Consider the following 17,650-nt stretch of genomic DNA (forward strand, 5'->3'; position numbering starts at 1 on the left):
GCGCCTCCAGGCCGACCCGCCCGGAGGGCCACCAGAAAGGTGACCAAGCCACATGGCTGACGACAACGAGAACGGCGCCGACGAGCAGCCCGAGATCGTCCACGGCGACAGCGGGGACATCGTCGTCTCCGGCGACCGCATCTCGCAGGTCGACCTGCAGCTCGAGATGCAGCGCTCGTACCTCGACTACGCGATGAGCGTGATCGTCGGTCGCGCGCTGCCCGAGGTCCGCGACGGCCTCAAGCCCGTGCACCGCCGTGTGATCTACGCGATGTTCGACGGTGGCTACCGCCCGGACCGAGCGTTCTCGAAGTGCTCCCGCGTCGTCGGCGACGTCATGGGACAGTTCCACCCGCACGGTGACACCGCGATCTACGACACCCTCGTCCGCCTGGTGCAGCCGTGGTCGCTCCGGTACCCGCTCGCGCTCGGCCAGGGCAACTTCGGCTCACCCGGCAACGACGGCGCCGCGGCCCCGCGGTACACCGAGACCAAGATGGCCCCGCTCGCCATGGAGATGGTCCGGGACATCGACGAGGACACCGTCGACTTCCAGGACAACTACGACGGCCGCACCCAGGAGCCGGCGATCCTGCCGGCCCGGTTCCCGAACCTGCTGGTCAACGGGTCCGTCGGCATTGCGGTCGGCATGGCGACGAACATCCCGCCGCACAACCTGCGCGAGGTCGCGGACGGCGCGAAGTGGGCGCTCGAGCACCCGGACGCCACGCGTGAGGAGCTCCTCGGTGCGCTCATGCAGCGGATCAAGGGCCCGGACTTCCCGACCGGTGCCCAGATCCTCGGCACCAAGGGCATCCAGGACGCCTACCGCACCGGTCGTGGCTCGATCACGATGCGCGCGGTCGTCAACGTCGAGGAGATCCAGGGCCGCACCTGCCTCGTCGTCACCGAGCTGCCGTACCAGGTGAACCCCGACAACCTCGCGATCCGCATCGCCGAGGGCGTCAAGGACGGCAAGCTCGCCGGCATCGCGGACATCCGCGACGAGACGTCCGGCCGCACCGGTCAGCGCCTGGTCATCGTGCTGAAGCGCGACGCCGTCGCGAAGGTCGTGCTCAACAACCTGTACAAGCACACGCAGCTGCAGGAGAACTTCGGCGCGAACATGCTCGCGATCGTCGACGGGGTGCCCCGCACCCTTGCGCTCGACGGGTTCATCTCCGCGTGGGTCGACCACCAGATCGACGTCATCGTCCGGCGCACGCAGTTCCGTCTGCGCGAGGCCGAGAAGCGTGCCCACATCCTGCGTGGGTACCTGGCGGCGCTCGACGCCCTCGACGAGGTCATCGCCCTCATCCGTCGCTCGCCCGACGTCGAGGAAGCGCGCACCGGCCTGATGGAGCTCCTCTCCGTCGACGAGATCCAGGCGCGCGCGATCCTCGAGCTGCAGCTCCGTCGCCTGGCAGCCCTCGAACGGCAGAAGATCCACGACGAGGCCGAGGAGCTCGAGCGCAAGATCGCCGACTTCCACGACATCCTGGCGTCGGAGACCCGGCAGCGCACGATCATCGGCGAGGAGCTCGACGAGATCGTCGAGCGCTTCGGGGACGACCGTCGCACCGAGATCATGCTCGGCTTCGACGGCGACATGTCGATCGAGGACCTCATCCCCGAAGAGGAGATGGTCGTCACCATCACCCGCGGCGGGTACGTCAAGCGGACCCGGAGCGACAACTACCGCTCCCAGCACCGTGGCGGCCGCGGGGTCAAGGGCGCGCAGCTGCGTGCCGACGACATCGTCGAGCACTTCTTCGTCACGACGACGCACCACTGGCTGCTGTTCCTCACCGACCAGGGCCGGGTCTACCGGGCCAAGGCGTACGAGCTGCAGGAAGGCGGCCGCGACGCCAAGGGTCAGCACGTGGCGAACCTGCTCGCGATGCAGCCGGACGAGCAGATCCAGCAGGTCCTCGACATCCGTGACTACGAGGCGGCGCAGTACCTCGTGCTCGCCACGGCGCACGGGCTCGTGAAGAAGACCGCGCTCACCGAGTACGACACGAACCGCACGGGCGGGATCATCGCGATCAACCTCCGCGACGGCGACACCCTCGTGCAGGCGCTGCTCGTCGACGAGCACGACGACCTCCTGCTCGTTTCGAAGCACGGCATGTCGCTCCGGTTCACCGCGACGAACGACACCCTGCGGCCGATGGGTCGATCGACGTCGGGCGTGAAGGGCATGTCCTTCCGCGAGGGTGACTCGCTCCTCGCGGCGCGGGTCGTGTCGGACGACGGGTACGTCTGGGTCATGACCGAGGGCGGGTACGCCAAGCGCACCTCCGTCGACCAGTACCGCGTGCAGGGCCGTGGTGGCCTGGGCATCAAGGTCGCCAAGCTGGCCGCCGACCGCGGGGACCTTGTGGGGGCTCTCATCGTCGGTGAGGACGACGAGGTGCTCGTCGTGCTGCAATCGGGCAAGGTGGTAAGGTCTGCCGTGTCCGAGGTGCCCGCCAAGGGTCGCGACACGATGGGTGTGGTCTTCGCGAGGTTCGCGGAGAACGACCGGATCATCGCGGTGGCCCGGAACACAGAGCGGAACCTGGACGACCAGGACGACGCCGAGATCGAGCCCGCGGGCCCGGTGGAGACGGTCAGCCCTGCTGAAGCGGCGGACGACCCCACCGACCCGGAGCCCATCGACCCCGAGGTCGGAGAGGACCAGTCAACCAATGAGTAGTGTCGCCGAGAAGCTCCAGAAGAAGGCGAAGCGACCCGTCGGCACCCGCCAGGTGCGGCTGCGGCTGGTCTACGTCGACTTCTGGTCGATGGTGAAGCTCAGCTTCCTCATCGCCCTGGCCGGGTCGATCGTGATCGTCGTCGCCACCGCACTGGTCTGGGTGATCCTGAACCAGACGGGCGTCTTCACCCAGATCGACGCGCTGCTGAAGGACGTCACCGGGCAGAACAACTACTCGATCATGGACCAGTTCTCGCTGGGGCAGGTGCTCGGGTTCTCGATCGTGGTGGGCATCCTCAACGTGGTCGTCGGCACCGTGCTCGGCGCGATCGTGAGCGTGCTCTACAACCTCAGTGTCCGGATCACCGGCGGCCTGCTCGTCGGCTTCACGAACAACTGACACACCCGGGCCGGACGGGTCCGCCGCTCGATTTCGTTCTCCGGGATCGGTACGGTAGGCTTTCATCCGGTCTGAGGGGCTATAGCTCAGGCGGTTAGAGCGCTTCGCTGATAACGAAGAGGTCCAAGGTTCAAGTCCTTGTAGCCCCACCATCTCCCTCCGACACCAGTACGCTGGCTGTCACGGGGCCTTAGCTCAGTTGGTAGAGCGCCTGCTTTGCAAGCAGGATGTCAGGAGTTCGATTCTCCTAGGCTCCACTCCGTGTCTCTGCGCGGCGGTCTGATCGCGCGACGACTTCTGCGCTGCGGTCCTGGTCGCGGGACGACTTCTGCGTGGCGGTCCTGGTCGCGCAACGTGCCGCTCATGTTCCGCTTCGACGGCATGTCCTGCGACGGCAACGCACGCACGCGGCATGTCGTGCGACCTCAGCCTTCTTCGGGGGATCCGCGCGCAGCTCAGGGACGACGAAGGGCCCCGGCGCATCGCCGGGGCCCTTCGTACGAACCGGGGAGGTCAGGCGGCGGGCTTCTTCTCCGCCGTGTCAGCGTCGTCGGCGACCCAGAGGTCGTCGTCCGCGCGGAGCGTCTGGTAGGCGGCGTACGCGGCACCCGCGACGGCGACGACACCGACCACGATCAGCGCGACACCGCCGAAGCCGATGCCCTTCTTCTTCTGCGCGGCGGCCGGGACGTACTTGCCCGCGGCCTTCTTCGCCTTCTTGCCCTTCTTCTGGGCGTCCTTCACGATCTTCTGGACCCGCGGGTCCTTCGCGAGGTCGACCACGCTCAGCACCGAACCGGCGGTGGACACGAGGCCCGGCACCACCTCGGACTGGAAGCGGTGCGAGGCGTTCTGCGCAGCACTCGTCGCAGCGTGCACACCCGTGGCGACAGCCGGCCGGATGCCGTTGTCGATCGCGTTCTGCACTCGCGGTGCGATGTCCTTGCGGGCGGCGTCCGCGGCGTTGGACCGGGCCTCCGCCAAGATCGCGTTCGCGTGCTCGAGGACCTTGCGCTGCTCGCCGAGGAGCGAGGCGGTCTGGCCCTTGAGCTTCTTGATCTGCTTCCGACGCTTGCGCGGGATCTCGATCGTCGTCATCTGGTACCTCCATCGGATCGGCGTGGGTCCCATCCTGCCACCCGAGTCCCTGACAGGTCACGGAGTCGCAGCTGTGGGATCCGTCTGACCGTCAGCAGTACATGCGAGAATCGGAACATGTCTCTGCACACCGCTGTCGCAACGATCCACACGAACAAGGGCGACATCCGCGTCAACCTGTTCGGCAACCACGCTCCCAAGACCGTCAAGAACTTCGTCGACCTCGCCACGGGCAAGCAGGAGTGGACGCACCCCGGTACCGGCAAGGTGTCGACCGACAAGCTGTACGACGGTGTGATCTTCCACCGCATCATCAAGGACTTCATGATCCAGGGCGGTGACCCGCTCGGTCAGGGAATCGGCGGCCCGGGCTACCGCTTCGACGACGAGATCCACCCGGAGCTCACCTTCCAGAACCCGTACATCTTCGCGATGGCCAACGCCGGCATCCAGGGCGGCAAGGGCACGAACGGCTCGCAGTTCTTCATCACCACGGTGGCGACGCCGTGGCTGCAGGGCAAGCACACGATCTTCGGTGAGGTCGCGGACGACGAGTCGCGCGCCGTCGTCGACGCGATCGAGGGCGTGCCGACCGATGGCCGCGACAAGCCCCTCGAGGACGTCGTCATCCAGAGCATCGACGTCGAGGACGTCTGAGCCACCACGTGACCGACCAGGCGTACAACCCGACCAACTTCTGCTACCGGCACCCCGACCGGCAGAGCTTCATCCTCTGCCAGCGGTGCGGCCGGACGATCTGCACCGAGTGCCAGACGCCGGCGGCGGTCGGGGTGCACTGCCCTGAGTGCGTGCGTGAGCAGCGCGCACAGTTCTCGGCGAACCGTCGGGCGTCCGGAGCCCCCAGTGGGATCACGGTCGCCCGGCGGCGCTTCGCCATGCTCGACCAGAAGGCCACCGTCATCATCATCGCCGTCTCGGTGGTGATCTGGTTGCTGGACCAGGTGACCGGTGGGTTCTTCACGAACTTGCTGGCCTACTGGACGCCGCTGATCGGCAGTCAGCCGTGGCGCCTGGTCACCGGCCTCTTCGTGCACTCCTCGATCCTCCACATCGGGTTCAACATGTTCGCGGTGTTCGTCTTCGGGCGGATCCTCGAGAACCTGCTCGGTTCGTGGCGATTCCTGGCGCTGTACTTCCTGGCCGGCCTCGGCGGGGACCTCGCCGTCTCGCTGCTGACGCCGGGCACACCCGTGGTCGGAGCGTCCGGTGCGATCTTCGGATTGTTCGCGGCGTTCTTCGTCATCCAGCGCAGCCTCGGGTACAACGCCGTCCAGCTCCTCATCGTGATGGGCCTGAACCTGATCGTCGGGTTCCTGCCCGGCTCGCAGATCTCGTGGCAGGCGCACCTCGGCGGGATCGTCCTCGGCTTCGTCACCGGGTTCGTGTTCGCACGGACGCGGAGCATCCGGCGGCGGGGTCTGCAGATCGGGCTCCTGGCTGCCGAAGCCGTCGTCCTCATCGCTGGGATCTACGCCGCGTACTCCGGCCTCGCCGTCGGCGTCTGGAGCTGACACCGGAGCACTCCCCACAACGCCCCGTCGCTCTCGAGCGGCGGGGTGTTCTTCGTTAGCGGCCGCCCGTCCACAGGAGAACGGCCGAGTTATCCCCAGGTGTGGACAACCCGGTGAGTTACACGGGTGTGATTATCCCCACTGTGGATTGGGCTGTGGATAACTCCGGGACGAGTATGTGGATGAGCGTGTGAAGAGTGTGGACAGCTGTGGAAAACCCGTTGTCAGCTGGGGAGAGTTCCGGAGCGCGGCCGATGGGCTGTGGAGAACGACGACGCCCGCCGCACCGGAGTGGCGCGACGGGCGTCGAGGGAGCAGAAGAGCCGGGCTACCGCCAGCGCGTGGTCATGAGGAAGCCGACGAACATGATGCCGAAGCCGATGAGGATGTTCCACGACCCGAGGGACGGCACGGGCAGCGTGGTGTTCGACACGTAGAAGACGATCACCCAGGCGAGCCCGATGAGCATGAAGCCGAACATGACCGGCTTGAACCAGACGGGGTTCGGCTGATCCCCCGCGGTGTCGACCGAGTCGGCTCGGGTCCTCCGGGCGGGCTTGGTGCGGTCCTTGTCCTTGGCCATGGCCGGTATCCTACCGTGACCACGTGTGTGGGAGGACTCTCAGCCCGCCGCACACATCCCCCACGAGTACGGTGAACCGACCATGACCAAGATCCTCGTCGTCGACAACTACGACAGCTTCGTCTACACGCTGAACGGCTACGTCCAGCAGCTCGGTGCTGACACCGACGTGGTCCGGAACGACGCCTTCCCCGAGTCGGAGATCGCCGACCGGATCGCCGAGTACGACGGCGTGCTGCTGTCGCCCGGCCCCGGGACTCCTGCTGAAGCCGGCGTGTCCATCGCCACCGTCCACGCGGCGATCGCCGCCGACAAGCCCCTGCTCGGCGTGTGCCTCGGGCACCAGGCCATCGCCGAAGCCCTCGGCGCGACGGTCACCCACGCCGAGGAACTCATGCACGGCAAGACGTCACAGGTCGACCACGACGACAGCGTGCTCTTCACGGGCGTCCCCCATCCCTTCACCGCGACGCGGTACCACTCCCTCGCCATCGTCGACGGCACCGTCCCTGACGAACTCGCCGTGACGGCACGTACCGGCGGGGGCGTCATCATGGGCGTCGAGCACCGCGACCACCCCGTGTACGGCGTGCAGTTCCACCCGGAGTCCGTGCTGACCGAGGGTGGTTACCGCATGGTCGGCAACTGGCTCGAGACGACGGGCCTCGCCGGCGCCGCGGAGCGCGCGGCGGGTCTCAACCCGCTCATCGCGGCACCGCGTTCCTGATCCCGGCGGAGCGGAGGCCGGCGCTGGGCCGGTGAACCGGCCTTGGCGCGCACCACGCGCCTCCTGGCCCACCCTCCGTGCGACCGGCCGGCACCCTGGAGGCGCGTGGCGGCTCGGTCAGTGACCGTGGTGGTCCGACCCACCCGAGTTGCTGTTGTCGCCACTGCTGCCGCCGGAAGCCGGCGGCGTGGCCGGGGACGAGGGCTGGTTCGAACCCGCGCAGTACGTCAGCACGACCGTGCTGCCCTGAGCGATGTCGCCTTCCGGAGCGCTCTGTTGCGTCACCGTTCCGCCCGTGCACGAGTAGGACGGTGACGGCGTGACCGTGAGCCCGAGCCCGGCGAGGGTGGCGTTCGCGGTCGAGAACGGCTGCTGCGTGACGTTCGGCAGCTGCACCTTGCCGTTCGAGACGGTGAGGTTCACCACGGTGCCCTTGGTGTGCTGCGACGACGCGGCCGGGTCGGAACTCATGACCGTGCCCTCGGGGACGTCCGGGGAGTAGTCGGAGTTGATCGCTCCCACCGCGAAGCCGGCGGTCTGGAGTGCCTTCTCGGCGGCGTCCTGCGTCTGCCCGGCGAGGTCGGGGACGGCCAGCTGCTGTGGCCCGAGCGACACGACGACCCGGATGTTCTGCTTCCGGCCGACGTTCGTGCCGGAGCCGGGTTCGGTACGGATCACCATGCCCCGGTCGACGTCGTCGGAGTTCTCCTCCACCTTGACCGGGACGAGATCACGCTTGTCCAACGCCGCGGCAGCGGAGTCGTAGGTGGCACCCACCACGTTCGGCACGCTCACCGACGACGTGACGGGGGGCTTGCCGGGTCCGAGGTTGGCGACGAAGAAGACGACGGCGACGATGACGGCCGCGGTCAGGAGGATCCCAACCCAGATCCACGCCACGGGCGGGCGGTTCTGGGTGCGCTGCGGTCGGTGCTCGGCGGTGTCGTCGTCGAGTTCGCGGAACGCGACCGCCGGGTTCGAGGTGGTGCGCGGGTTGACGCCGAACAGGACCGTCGACGCGTCGTGCGCGGCCTGCTGCTGGAGCTTGCGGGTGGACGCCGGCACGCGTCCGGCCGCCGCCTGCTGGAGCTCCGTGCGGAACTCGGCAGCGTTCTGGTACCGACGCGTCCGGTCCTTGACGAGGGCGTGGAGCGTCACCGCGTCGAGCGCCGGTGAGACCGCGGGCGAGATGGTCGACGGGGCGACCGGCTGCTCGCTGACGTGCTGGTACGCGACCGCCACCGGGGAGTCGCCGATGAACGGAGGACGTCCGGTCAGGAGTTCGAAGAGCACCACGCCGGTGGAGTAGACGTCCGTGCGGGCGTCGACGGTCTCGCCGCGCGCCTGCTCCGGGGAGAAGTACGACGCGGTGCCGAGGATCGACGTCGTCTGCGCGACCGTGGCCGAGGTGTCGGTGATCGCGCGGGCGATGCCGAAGTCCATGACCTTGACCTGGCCGGAGTGCGTGACCATGACGTTCGCGGGCTTGATGTCGCGGTGCACGACGCCCGCTCGGTGCGAGTACTCGAGTGCGGTGAGGATGCCCTCGGTGATCCGCACGGCTTCGTCGGGCGCGACCGGGCCGTCGCCGATGATGTCGGAGAGCGGACGGCCCTCGACGCACTCCATCACGATGAAGGGCACCTGCACCTCGGCGCCGGAGGTCTCGGTGACGGTCTCCTCGCCGGCGTCGTAGACGCGGACGATCGTCGGGTGCGCCATGCGCGCGGCCGCCTGGGCTTCCTGCCGGAAGCGGGTGCGGAAGGCGGGGTCGTTCGCGAGGCTCGGCTTCAACAGCTTCACCGCGACCTTGCGCCCGAGCCGCGTGTCGTTGCCCAGGTGCACAGTGGCCATGCCGCCACGACCGATGACGTCACCGATCTCGTAGCGGTTGGCGAGGAGGGTGATCCCCGCGGTCACACCTTCTGGCACGTACTCCTCCGAATGTCCGTCCGGGCCAGTGTACGGCAGGCGTTGCTGGTGAGACGCTGGCGACGGGGGCTCGGACCGAACCGTTACGCAACGGTGTCGCGAGCCCCCGTGCGGGGGTCAGTCCTGGGGGCCCTGGCTCGGGTTGGTGCCCGCCGTCGGGTTGTCGGACGGCTGGTCGGAAGCCTGCCACGGGTCGCTGGTGGCCGGGTCCGACGCCGCCGAGGCCGCCAGGTTGCCGCAGGTCACGGTGTAGCTCAGCGTCGCCGACTTGCCCACGGCGTCGATCTGCACGGTGACCGAGCGGTGGTCGGCGTCGAGCGTCCCCGAGGTCTTGCTCGAGGTGTCCTTGCCGCCCGTGATCGTGTACGCGTACGACGCGACGGTGTAGCCCGTCGGGCACGTCGCCGCGGCCCACGTGAAGGTGACCTGGCCGGCGTCGGACACCGTGCCCGGCGTGGCCGAGTTGGGCTGGTTCACCGTCGGCTGCTCGGTGTACCGCTGCAGCACGACGACCGACCCGACCGCCAGACTGCCGGTGGGGCTGACCGACTGCACGGTGTTCGCCTTGTCCGCGCTCGGGGCCGGATCGCCGTCCTGCACCTGGGGCGTCAGGCCTGCCTGGGACAGCTTCGCCGAGGCGTCGCTGACCGAGAGCCCGACGTAGTCGGCGGCGTTGACGAGGACCCGGGTCTCGGTGGGCGACGTGCTCGGGGTCGGGGTGTCCGACGGGGTGGACTTGACCGTCGAGCGCGTCGGACTCGGCGCCGGTGCACTGTTGCCGGTGAGGGCGAACGCAGCGATGAGGGCGGCGATGACCAGGACGGCGATGCCACCGACCAGCCACCAGATCCACGCCCGGCGCTTCTTCGGTTCGTCGTCCTCGTCGTCGATCGGCGACCCCGGGGTGCGCGGTCCGCCGGTCACGGCTCCGGCCTGCGTGCCGATGAGCGCGGTGGCGGCGTCGTTCCCCTGGGCCTGCGGCGGGTTGAACGCCACGGTGCCGTCCGCCGCCGCGATGGCGGGCACCGCGACGGTGGCCGCGGCGACGTCACCACGACGGAGTGCCTGGGCCGCGCGGGCCAGGTTCGCCGCGGTCGCGGGTCGGTCGGCCGGCTTCTTCGCGATGCACGACATCACGAGGGCGGACACCGGCTCCGGGACGTCCGACGGGAGCGCCGGGGGCTGCTCGTTGATGTGCGCCATCGCGATCGCGACCTGCGACTCGCCCGTGAACGGACGACGTCCGGCCAGGCACTCGTACGCCACGATGCCGAGGGAGTAGATGTCCGTCGACGGCGACGCCGGGTGCCCGCTCGCCTGCTCCGGCGACAGGTACTGCACGGTGCCCATGACCTGACCGGTCGCGGTGAGCGGGACCTGGTCGGCGATGCGTGCGATGCCGAAGTCGGTGATCTTGACCCGGCCGTCCGGGGTGATGAGCAGGTTGCCCGGCTTGATGTCACGGTGCACCAGCCCCACGGCGTGCGCTGCCTGCAGGGCGTTCGCGGTCTGCGCGACGATGTCGAGGACCTTGTCGACCGGCAGCGTGTGCTCGCGCTCGATCATGGTCGAGAGCGCCTCGCCGGGGACGAGCTCCATCACGAGGTAGGCGCTGCCGTCCTCCTCGCCGTAGTCGAACACGTTGGCGATGCCCTCGTGGTTGACGAGCGCAGCGTGACGGGCCTCGGCGCGGAAGCGCTCGAGGAAACCCGGGTCACCGAGGTACTCGTCCTTGAGGATCTTGAGTGCGACGGTCCGGCCGATGACGAGGTCGGTGGCCTGCCACACCTCACCCATGCCGCCGATCGCGACGCGGGACGAGAGCTGGTACCGCCCACCGAAGGTGAGTCCGCTGGTGGGTCTCATTTGTTCAGCACCGCCTCCATGACTTTCTTCGCGACCGGAGCCGCGACCGTGTTGCCGACTCCGGACTGCCCGAGTCCGCCGCCGTTCCCGACGACGACCGCGACGGCCACCTCGGGGTCCTTCGCCGGGGCGAAGCCCGTGAACCAGAGTGTGTAGGGATCGCCCGTGCCGCCCTCGGCCGTGCCCGTCTTCCCTGCGACGTCGACACCGTCGATCTTGGCATTCGTGCCGGTCCCGGAGCTGACGACGCTCTGCATGGCCTCGGTGAGGTCACTCGACTCGGACGGCGACAGCGGGTCGCTGTACTGCTTCGGGGAGAAGGACTCGACCGTCTTCAGGTCGCTCGTGGTGATCGAGTCGACGAGCGACGGCTGCATGACCTTGCCACCGTTCGCGATGCCGGCGGAGACCATCGCGATCTGCAGCGGCGAGACGCGGACGCTCGCCTGACCGAACGAACTGAGCATGAGCTGCGCGGTCGAGTCGACGTCCGGGTACTGGCTCGCCGTCGCCCGCATCGGCACCTCGATCGCGTCCCCGAACCCGTACTTGTCCGCCATGCTCTTGATCGCGTCGTAGCCGAGCTTCTGCCCGAGTTCGGCGAAGGGGATGTTGCACGAGTACTGGATCGCCGTGCGGAGCTTGACCTTGTCCCCGCCGCCGCAGGAGCCGCCCTCGGCGTTGTTGATGAACGTGCTTGTGCCCGGCAGCTGCAGGCGCGACGGGTTCGGGAACTCCGAGTCGAGGTTGTACTTGCCGCCCTCGAGCGCTGCCGACGCGACGATGAGCTTGAAGACCGAGCCCGGCGTGTAGAGGTCGCCGCCGATCGCCCGGTTCTGCAGTGGCTTCGCGGCGTTCGACTCGAGCGCCTTGTACTGCGCGATGACGTCCTTGGTGTCGTGGGACGTCAGCGTGTTCGGGTCGTAGCCCGGCTTCGACACCATCGCGAGGATCTTGCCGGTCTTCGGTTGGATCGCGACGACCGCTCCGGTGTTGTTCCCGAGTGCGTCGTACGCGGCCTTCTGGACGTCCGGGTCGATCGTCAGGTTCACGTTGTCGCCCTGGACGTCCTGGCCGGTGAGGATCGCGTTGAGGTTCTGGAAGAACGAGGCGTCCGAGTTGCCGGACAGCACGGTGTTCTCGGCGCTCTCGATCCCCGAGTTGCCCTGCCCGATCGTGAAGTACCCGGTCACCGCGGAGTAGAGGTCGCCGTTCGTGTACTTCCGCTGGTACTGGTACTGGTCGTCCACCGGGGTGGACTCGGCGATCGGGCTGCCGTTGACCAGGATCGCGCCGCGCTTCGTCGAGTAACTGGCGAGGATGGTTCGGGAGTTCCGGGAGTCGGCGCGGAGCGAGTCTGCCGAGAAGAACTGGATCGAGGTCGTCGACACGAAGAGCGCGACGAACATGAGCACGATGACGGTGGAGACACCGCGGAGCTGACGGTTCACCGGCTGCGCTCCTTCCTGGTCGTACCGCGACCGCGTGCGGCGGGGACGGCGCCCTGCTGCACGCGCTGTTCGGGCGGGATGGCATCGGTCAGGCGCAGCAGCATCGCGGCGATGATCCAGTTCGCGATGAGGGACGAACCACCCGCGGCCATGAACGGCGTGGTGAGTCCGGTGACCGGGATGACGCGGGTGATGCCGCCGACGACGACGAACACCTGCAGGGCGATGACGAAGCCGAAACCGACGCCGAGCAGCTTGCCGAAGTCGTCCTGCGCCATGAACCCGACCCGCAGGCCCCGGGACGCCAGGATGATGAACAGGGCCAGGATCGCGAAGACGCCGATGAGCCCGAGTTCCTCGCCGAGCGACGCGATGATGTAGTCCGCGTTCGCGACGGGGGTGATGTACGGGCGCCCCTGACCGAGCCCCGTCCCGGTGATCCCGCCGTTCGCGAACCCGAAGAGCCCCTGCACGAGCTGGTAGCTGCCCTGGGTCTGGCGGGCGAAGATCTCCTGGTTGAACGGGTCGAGCCACTGCTCGAAGCGTCCGTGCACGTAGACGAGCGCATTGGCCGCGATGACCGCGCCGCCGACGAAGAGCACGAGCCCGATCAGGACCCAGCTGAGCCGGCCGGTCGCGACGTAGAGCATCACGAGGAACAGCCCGAAGTACAGCAGCGCCGTGCCGAGGTCGCGCTGGAACACGAGCACGCTCATCGCCGCGCCCCACATCACGAGGATCGGGCCGAGGTCGCGAGCGCGGGGGAACGTCATCCCGAGGACCTTGCGCCCGACGATCGACAGCGAGTCACGGGCGGTGACGAGGTACCCGGCGAAGAACAGCGCCATGGTGATCTTCGCGAGTTCGCCGGGCTGGAACGAGAACGGCCCGATCTTGATCCACACCCGGGCCCCGCCGACGTTCTCGCCGATGCCGGGCAACATCGGGAGCAGCAACAGCGCGATCGTCAGGAACATGAAGATGTACCGGTAGCGCTGCAGGAAGCGGTGGTTCCGGACGACGGAGACCGTGATGATCGCCAGGACCATCGCGAGCATGGTCCAGACGATCTGCTTCACGCCGATCGCCGACCACCCGGTCAGGCCGTTGTGGATGTCGATCCGGTAGATCTCGGCGATGCCGATGCCGTTCAACGCGAGCGCCACCGGCAGGACGAACGGGTCGGCGTTCTTCGCGACGATGCGGAGCACCACGTGCATCACGAGCGCGAGGCCGAGGATCCCCGACCCCACCCAGAGCACGGACGTGTCGAACACGCGCCCCTTCGTGCCGAGCTGGACGAGCACCATCGCCCCGGCGCAGATGCCACACGCGATGACGAGGAGCACCAGCTCGAGGTTCCGGGCACGCGCCGGCTCACGCAGCTTGATGGTGATGGCCTGCGTGAAGGACTGGGCGGTCGCGCTGCTCATCGCTTCGCTCCGGGCGACGACGAGGGCGAGCCGGTCGCGGTGGGCGACGGCGACCCGCCGTCACCGCCCGTGCCGGCTTGGTCCTGCCCGGTCTCGGCGGCCTTGCGCAGTCGGTCGACGATGGCGCGCGCATCGTCGAGGGACTGCGCGTTGATCGTCGACCGGACGTTCTCGCGTGTGTAGTCGGGCAGCGACGACACCGAGATGTCGGTGTCCTCGTAGACGTCGGACAGCGCGATCGGTCCGATCGACTGCTGGACGCCCTTGTAGATCGCGACGGTGCCGCGGTCGGTGCCGACGTAGTAGTGGTCCTGGATGATCCGCCAGCCGAGGAACACGGCACCGACGAGGGCGGCGATCGCCACGACGAGGGCGACCGTCCACGAGATGCGGCGGCGGATCCGGCGGCGGCGGTCCTCGGCGATGAGCTCGGCGAAGAACTGGTCGGACTCGGGCTCGAAGTGGGAGTCCTCGGGGGCCGTCGTGACCTTGAGCGGGTGGAGCAGGATCGTGGGGAGGCGGATCGGCTTGCGGCCGGTCGACGCCTCGAAGGTCAGCGGTGCTGCGGCCGAGCCGACGGTGGTGGCCGCGTCGTCGTCGTCCTCGGGCTCGGTGTCCGTGACGTCCATCACGACGACCGTGACGTTGTCGGGAGCGCCGTGATCGAGCGTCTCCTTCACGAGCCGCTGCGTGACCTGGTTGGCGTCCATGTTCGACGCGAGCGCGTGCCGGATGCGCTCCTCGGCGAGGTACGACGAGAGTCCGTCGGAGCAGAGCAACCAACGGTCACCCGGCTTGATGTCCATGATGGCCGTGTCCACCTCGGGTGCCGCGTCCACGTCGCCGAGGACGCGCATGAGCACGGAACGCCGAGGGTGTACGGCCGCTTCCTCCGGCGTGATGCGGCCGCTGTCCACGAGTCGCTGCACGAACGTGTGGTCGGACGTGATCTGCTGCAGCTCGCCGTCGCGGTGCAGGTAGATCCGGGAGTCGCCGATGTGCGCGATGGCGACCTGGTCGCCGACCCGGATCATCGCGGACACCGTGGTGCCCATGCCCGTGAGTTCCTGGTGCTCGAAGACCGTCTCGGTGATGAGCTGGTTCGCCGCGATGAGCGCCGACTGCAGCGCGAACTCGGCGTCGTGCGCGGACGGGAACTCGCGGTCGACCTCGCGGATGCGACGGATCGCGATCGCCGAGGCCACGTCACCGCCGGCGTGCCCGCCCATGCCGTCCGCGACCGCGAACAGGTGCTGGCCGGCGTAGCCGGAGTCCTGGTTGTTCGCGCGGATGCGCCCGACGTGGGACACAGCGGCGCTCAGCGTGCGAGCCGTCATCCGGGGTTACCGCCGCAGCTCGAACGTCGTCGTCCCGATCGTGATCGGCGTCCGCTCCGCGACGGTCACGGGAGCGGTCACCTTCTGACCGTTGACGAACGTGCCGTTCGTGGACTCGAGGTCGGTGAGGAGCCAGCCGTCGGCCCGAAGGTCGAGGCGGGCGTGGTTGGTCGAGGTGTAGTCGTCGCGGATGACCACGTTCGACTCGCTGGAGCGCCCGATCGTGATCGGTCCGCCGCCGAGCGGCATCTCCATGCCCTCGCGCGAGCCCTCGGTGATGACGAGGCGGGTCGCGACCGGCGTGGCGGGCTGCTGCGCGCCTCCTGGCTGTCCGATGAGGTCGGTGAACGCGCTCGCCGACGTCGCGGACGGCGCCGCTGCCGGGACCGCTGGGGTGGTCGGGCCGGAGGCGCCGGCCTTCGGGTCGGTCGGGATGGTGCGCACGCGCTGGCCGAACAGGTCGCTCCGCAGGGCGAAGACGATCACGAACACGAACAGCCACAGCACCGCGAGGAACGCGAAGCGCAGGACGAGCAGGGTCAGCCCTGTGGTCACCTGGCACCTCCGTCGTTCTCGGGGATCACCCGGAACACCATACGGGTACGACCGATCTCGATCGTGGAATCCGGCTCGACGATGGCCTGCTGGAAGCGCTCGCCGTTCAGTTTCGACCCGTTCGTGGACCCGAGGTCGTTGGCCTGGGCGTGCTTGCCGTCCCAGATCACCTCGACGTGCTTCCGGCTCGTGCCGGTGTCCGCGACGGTGATGTCCGCGTCCGTCCCCCGGCCGATCACCGTGCGCCCGCGGCGCAGCTTGTGCCGCTGTGATCCGATGTCGAGCACGGCGATCCAGTCGACGTCGCGCTGCACGGTCGTCGAGTCGATCTGCAGGATGCCCGTCGAGAGCGTGCCGTCCTGTCGGAGGCGGATCGTGACGGGCCCGGAGAAGGAGTAGTTCTGCGCGACGGCGTGTTGCTGCACCCGCTGGGACAGTTCGTCGATGAGCGGACGGCCGACGTCGTTCATGCGCGTGAAGTCCGGCGGAGCGAGCCGCACCGTGAACTCGTTCGGCACGAGGATGCGCTCGCGGGACACGACGGCGGCCTTCGTGTCGAGTTCCCGGCGGAGGGCGCTCGAGATCTCGACGGGCTGCACGCCGGAGCGGAAGGTCTTCGCGAACGCACCGTTCACGGCGCGCTCCAGCCCTCGCTCGAAGCTGTCCAACAGGCCCATGGGTCTCCAGTGTTCTCGGTCGTCGACCACTGCATGGTAGTGGGTGGCGTCTGGCAGCGTCTGTGCATGGTAGTGTTCCAGGGCTGGCGCGAGTGGCGGAATTGGTAGACGCGCACGGTTCAGGTCCGTGTGCTGGAAACGGCGTGGGGGTTCAAGTCCCCCCTCGCGCACCAGGCAAGACGAAGAGGCCCCCGGAGGAATCCGGGGGCCTCTCCGCGTTCGGGCGACGGTCGAGCCGGGGTCAGTCCTGGTCGGGCCTGGAGGCGCGGCTCGGCTCCGTCGGGTCGACGCGCCGGAAGAACGGACGCGCGCTGGGCACGAAGAGCAGCACGGCTGCGGCGACCGAGATCGCGATCAACACCAGGGAGACGCCGCCCTCGGTGATGCTCAGCACGGCACGCAGGGCGGCGACCGCGACGAGGACGATGCGGGCGACGGCCGATCCGCGGAGCAGCAGCACCACCGCCGCGGCGACCACGGCCCAGACCACGAACGACAGCACGACGACGAGGACGCCGCCGATCCCGGTGAGGCCGTCGGACGTCGAGACGAGGACGGTGGCGAGCACGCCCACCACCAGCCAGATCGCCCAGAGCACGATCGCGACGGTGACCGCGCGTGGCCGTCGTGCTCGGCGGAGGTCGTCGGTCGTCGTCATGTGCTCCCCGTCCCGCTGCTCACGGCGTGCTGCTGCCGTGGTCCCGAGCGTACCGATCGGTCCGCGGGCGGTCAGGACGTGGTGAGCGCGTCGTCGTCGACGTGGACCGACCGCGCGATGGTCGTGCGGACCAGGGCCTCGCGGGTGGCCCGGTCGAGGTAGTCCACGAGGGCGTACCCGTTGGTGGCGTCGACGAGCGCGAACAGCAGGCGACCGACCGCGTCGGGGTCCTCGGCGCGCATGACGCCGGCGCGGACACCGTCGCGGACCACCTCGGTCGCCAGTGCCTGCCAGTCGTCCATGACCCCACGTGCTGCGGCCGCGAGCCCGGGGTTGGTCCGTCCGATGCTCCAGGCGTCCGCCCAGAGGGTCGCGACGTCGTCGCGTGCGGGGTCCGCGATGCAGGCGAGGAGCGTCCGGAGGCGGGCGACCGGGTCCGGTTCGGTGGCGACGATCGCCCGGACCTCGTCGACCTCGGCGCTCGCGACGGTGCGGAAGGTGTCGCCGACGAGGTCGTCCATGCTCGGTCGGTAGTGCGCGACGAGGGACGGTGCCACCCCGACGGCCGCGGCGACGCCGCGGAGCGTGACGGCCGCGAGTCCGTCCGCGCGGGCGACGGCGATCGCCGCGGCGGCGATCTGCGCCTCGCGCTCGGCCGGACTGCGGCGCCGGCGGGCCGGTGTCGTCGGCACGACTCCAG

Annotated in this window: 16 protein-coding genes and 3 tRNA genes; 8 read left to right on the top strand and 11 right to left on the bottom strand. The window is 68.8% G+C overall.

Annotated elements, in window-relative coordinates; translation table 11 throughout:
* Window positions 1-52: 52 nt before the first annotated feature.
* The 4 genes from gyrA to ACTJKO_RS11605 all read left to right on the top strand — a co-directional run bounded on the left by gyrA (window position 53) and on the right by ACTJKO_RS11605 (window position 3,358).
* Window positions 53-2,701: a DNA gyrase subunit A gene (gene gyrA, locus ACTJKO_RS11590; RefSeq protein WP_440688797.1), complete on the top strand. Its 2,649-nt coding sequence runs from the start codon at window positions 53-55 to the stop codon at window positions 2,699-2,701.
* Window positions 2,694-3,101 carry a DUF3566 domain-containing protein gene (locus ACTJKO_RS11595; protein WP_070417462.1) on the top strand — a complete coding sequence of 136 codons (408 nt, stop codon included), beginning with the start codon at window positions 2,694-2,696 and terminating at the stop codon, window positions 3,099-3,101. The genes gyrA and ACTJKO_RS11595 overlap by 8 nt, the downstream gene beginning before the upstream one ends.
* 75 nt (window positions 3,102-3,176) lie before the next feature.
* Window positions 3,177-3,253 (top strand) — tRNA-Ile (locus ACTJKO_RS11600).
* A gap of 32 nt (window positions 3,254-3,285) precedes the next feature.
* Window positions 3,286-3,358, top strand: a tRNA-Ala gene (locus ACTJKO_RS11605).
* Between the two features lie 256 nt (window positions 3,359-3,614).
* Here the strand turns inward: ACTJKO_RS11605 and ACTJKO_RS11610 are convergent.
* Complete coding sequence (locus tag ACTJKO_RS11610; protein WP_440688798.1) at window positions 3,615-4,199, bottom strand: hypothetical protein; 585 nt, start codon at window positions 4,197-4,199, stop codon at window positions 3,615-3,617.
* A gap of 117 nt (window positions 4,200-4,316) precedes the next feature.
* Here ACTJKO_RS11610 and ACTJKO_RS11615 point away from each other — a divergent pair, with 117 nt between their 5' ends.
* Together ACTJKO_RS11615 and ACTJKO_RS11620 are read left to right on the top strand one after the other, a co-directional pair.
* Window positions 4,317-4,856, top strand: a complete 540-nt coding sequence (locus ACTJKO_RS11615) for a peptidylprolyl isomerase (protein WP_440688800.1) — start codon at window positions 4,317-4,319, stop codon at window positions 4,854-4,856.
* 8 nt (window positions 4,857-4,864) lie between these two features.
* Window positions 4,865-5,731, top strand: a complete 867-nt coding sequence (locus tag ACTJKO_RS11620; protein ID WP_440688802.1) for a rhomboid family intramembrane serine protease — start codon at window positions 4,865-4,867, stop codon at window positions 5,729-5,731.
* Window positions 5,732-6,059: 328 nt separating this feature from the next.
* Here ACTJKO_RS11620 and ACTJKO_RS11625 read toward each other — a convergent pair whose 3' ends face one another.
* Entirely contained in the window at window positions 6,060-6,314 is a 255-nt protein-coding gene (locus ACTJKO_RS11625; protein WP_440688804.1) for a cell division protein CrgA, read from the bottom strand.
* 82 nt (window positions 6,315-6,396) lie between these two features.
* Between ACTJKO_RS11625 and ACTJKO_RS11630 the strand changes: the two genes are divergently transcribed.
* Window positions 6,397-7,041 carry an anthranilate synthase component II gene (locus ACTJKO_RS11630; protein ID WP_440688806.1) on the top strand — a complete coding sequence of 215 codons (645 nt, stop codon included), beginning with the start codon at window positions 6,397-6,399 and terminating at the stop codon, window positions 7,039-7,041.
* Between the two features lie 117 nt (window positions 7,042-7,158).
* Here ACTJKO_RS11630 and pknB read toward each other — a convergent pair whose 3' ends face one another.
* The 7 genes from pknB to ACTJKO_RS11665 form a co-directional block, all read right to left on the bottom strand.
* Window positions 7,159-8,973, bottom strand: a complete 1,815-nt coding sequence (gene pknB / locus ACTJKO_RS11635) for a Stk1 family PASTA domain-containing Ser/Thr kinase (RefSeq protein WP_440688808.1) — start codon at window positions 8,971-8,973, stop codon at window positions 7,159-7,161.
* A gap of 117 nt (window positions 8,974-9,090) precedes the next feature.
* Window positions 9,091-10,839, bottom strand: coding sequence for a protein kinase domain-containing protein (locus ACTJKO_RS11640; protein ID WP_440688810.1), 1,749 nt, complete (start codon window positions 10,837-10,839; stop codon window positions 9,091-9,093).
* Complete coding sequence (locus tag ACTJKO_RS11645; protein WP_440688812.1) at window positions 10,836-12,290, bottom strand: peptidoglycan D,D-transpeptidase FtsI family protein; 1,455 nt, start codon at window positions 12,288-12,290, stop codon at window positions 10,836-10,838. Before ACTJKO_RS11645 ends, ACTJKO_RS11640 begins: the two co-directional genes overlap by 4 nt.
* The gene (locus tag ACTJKO_RS11650; protein ID WP_440688814.1) at window positions 12,287-13,723 is read right to left on the bottom strand and encodes an FtsW/RodA/SpoVE family cell cycle protein; all 1,437 of its coding nucleotides are present in this window, start codon (window positions 13,721-13,723) and stop codon (window positions 12,287-12,289) included. Before ACTJKO_RS11650 ends, ACTJKO_RS11645 begins: the two co-directional genes overlap by 4 nt.
* Window positions 13,720-15,060, bottom strand: a complete 1,341-nt coding sequence (locus ACTJKO_RS11655) for a Stp1/IreP family PP2C-type Ser/Thr phosphatase (RefSeq protein WP_440688816.1) — start codon at window positions 15,058-15,060, stop codon at window positions 13,720-13,722. Before ACTJKO_RS11655 ends, ACTJKO_RS11650 begins: the two co-directional genes overlap by 4 nt.
* Window positions 15,061-15,066: 6 nt before the next feature.
* Window positions 15,067-15,615, bottom strand: a complete 549-nt coding sequence (locus tag ACTJKO_RS11660) for an FHA domain-containing protein FhaB/FipA (protein WP_440688818.1) — start codon at window positions 15,613-15,615, stop codon at window positions 15,067-15,069.
* Window positions 15,612-16,292: an FhaA domain-containing protein gene (locus ACTJKO_RS11665; protein ID WP_440688820.1), complete on the bottom strand. Its 681-nt coding sequence runs from the start codon at window positions 16,290-16,292 to the stop codon at window positions 15,612-15,614. The genes ACTJKO_RS11660 and ACTJKO_RS11665 overlap by 4 nt, the downstream gene beginning before the upstream one ends.
* 86 nt (window positions 16,293-16,378) lie before the next feature.
* Here ACTJKO_RS11665 and ACTJKO_RS11670 point away from each other — a divergent pair.
* Window positions 16,379-16,465, top strand: a tRNA-Leu gene (locus tag ACTJKO_RS11670).
* A 68-nt stretch (window positions 16,466-16,533) separates the two neighbouring features.
* Here ACTJKO_RS11670 and ACTJKO_RS11675 read toward each other — a convergent pair.
* Window positions 16,534-16,950, bottom strand: coding sequence for a hypothetical protein (locus tag ACTJKO_RS11675; protein WP_440688822.1), 417 nt, complete (start codon window positions 16,948-16,950; stop codon window positions 16,534-16,536).
* A 71-nt stretch (window positions 16,951-17,021) separates the two neighbouring features.
* Window positions 17,022-17,642, bottom strand: a complete 621-nt coding sequence (locus ACTJKO_RS11680) for a TetR family transcriptional regulator C-terminal domain-containing protein (protein WP_440688824.1) — start codon at window positions 17,640-17,642, stop codon at window positions 17,022-17,024.
* Window positions 17,643-17,650: the final 8 nt, after the last annotated feature.

The organism is Curtobacterium sp. 22159, assembly GCF_052045775.1.
Lineage (GTDB): Bacteria > Actinomycetota > Actinomycetes > Actinomycetales > Microbacteriaceae > Curtobacterium.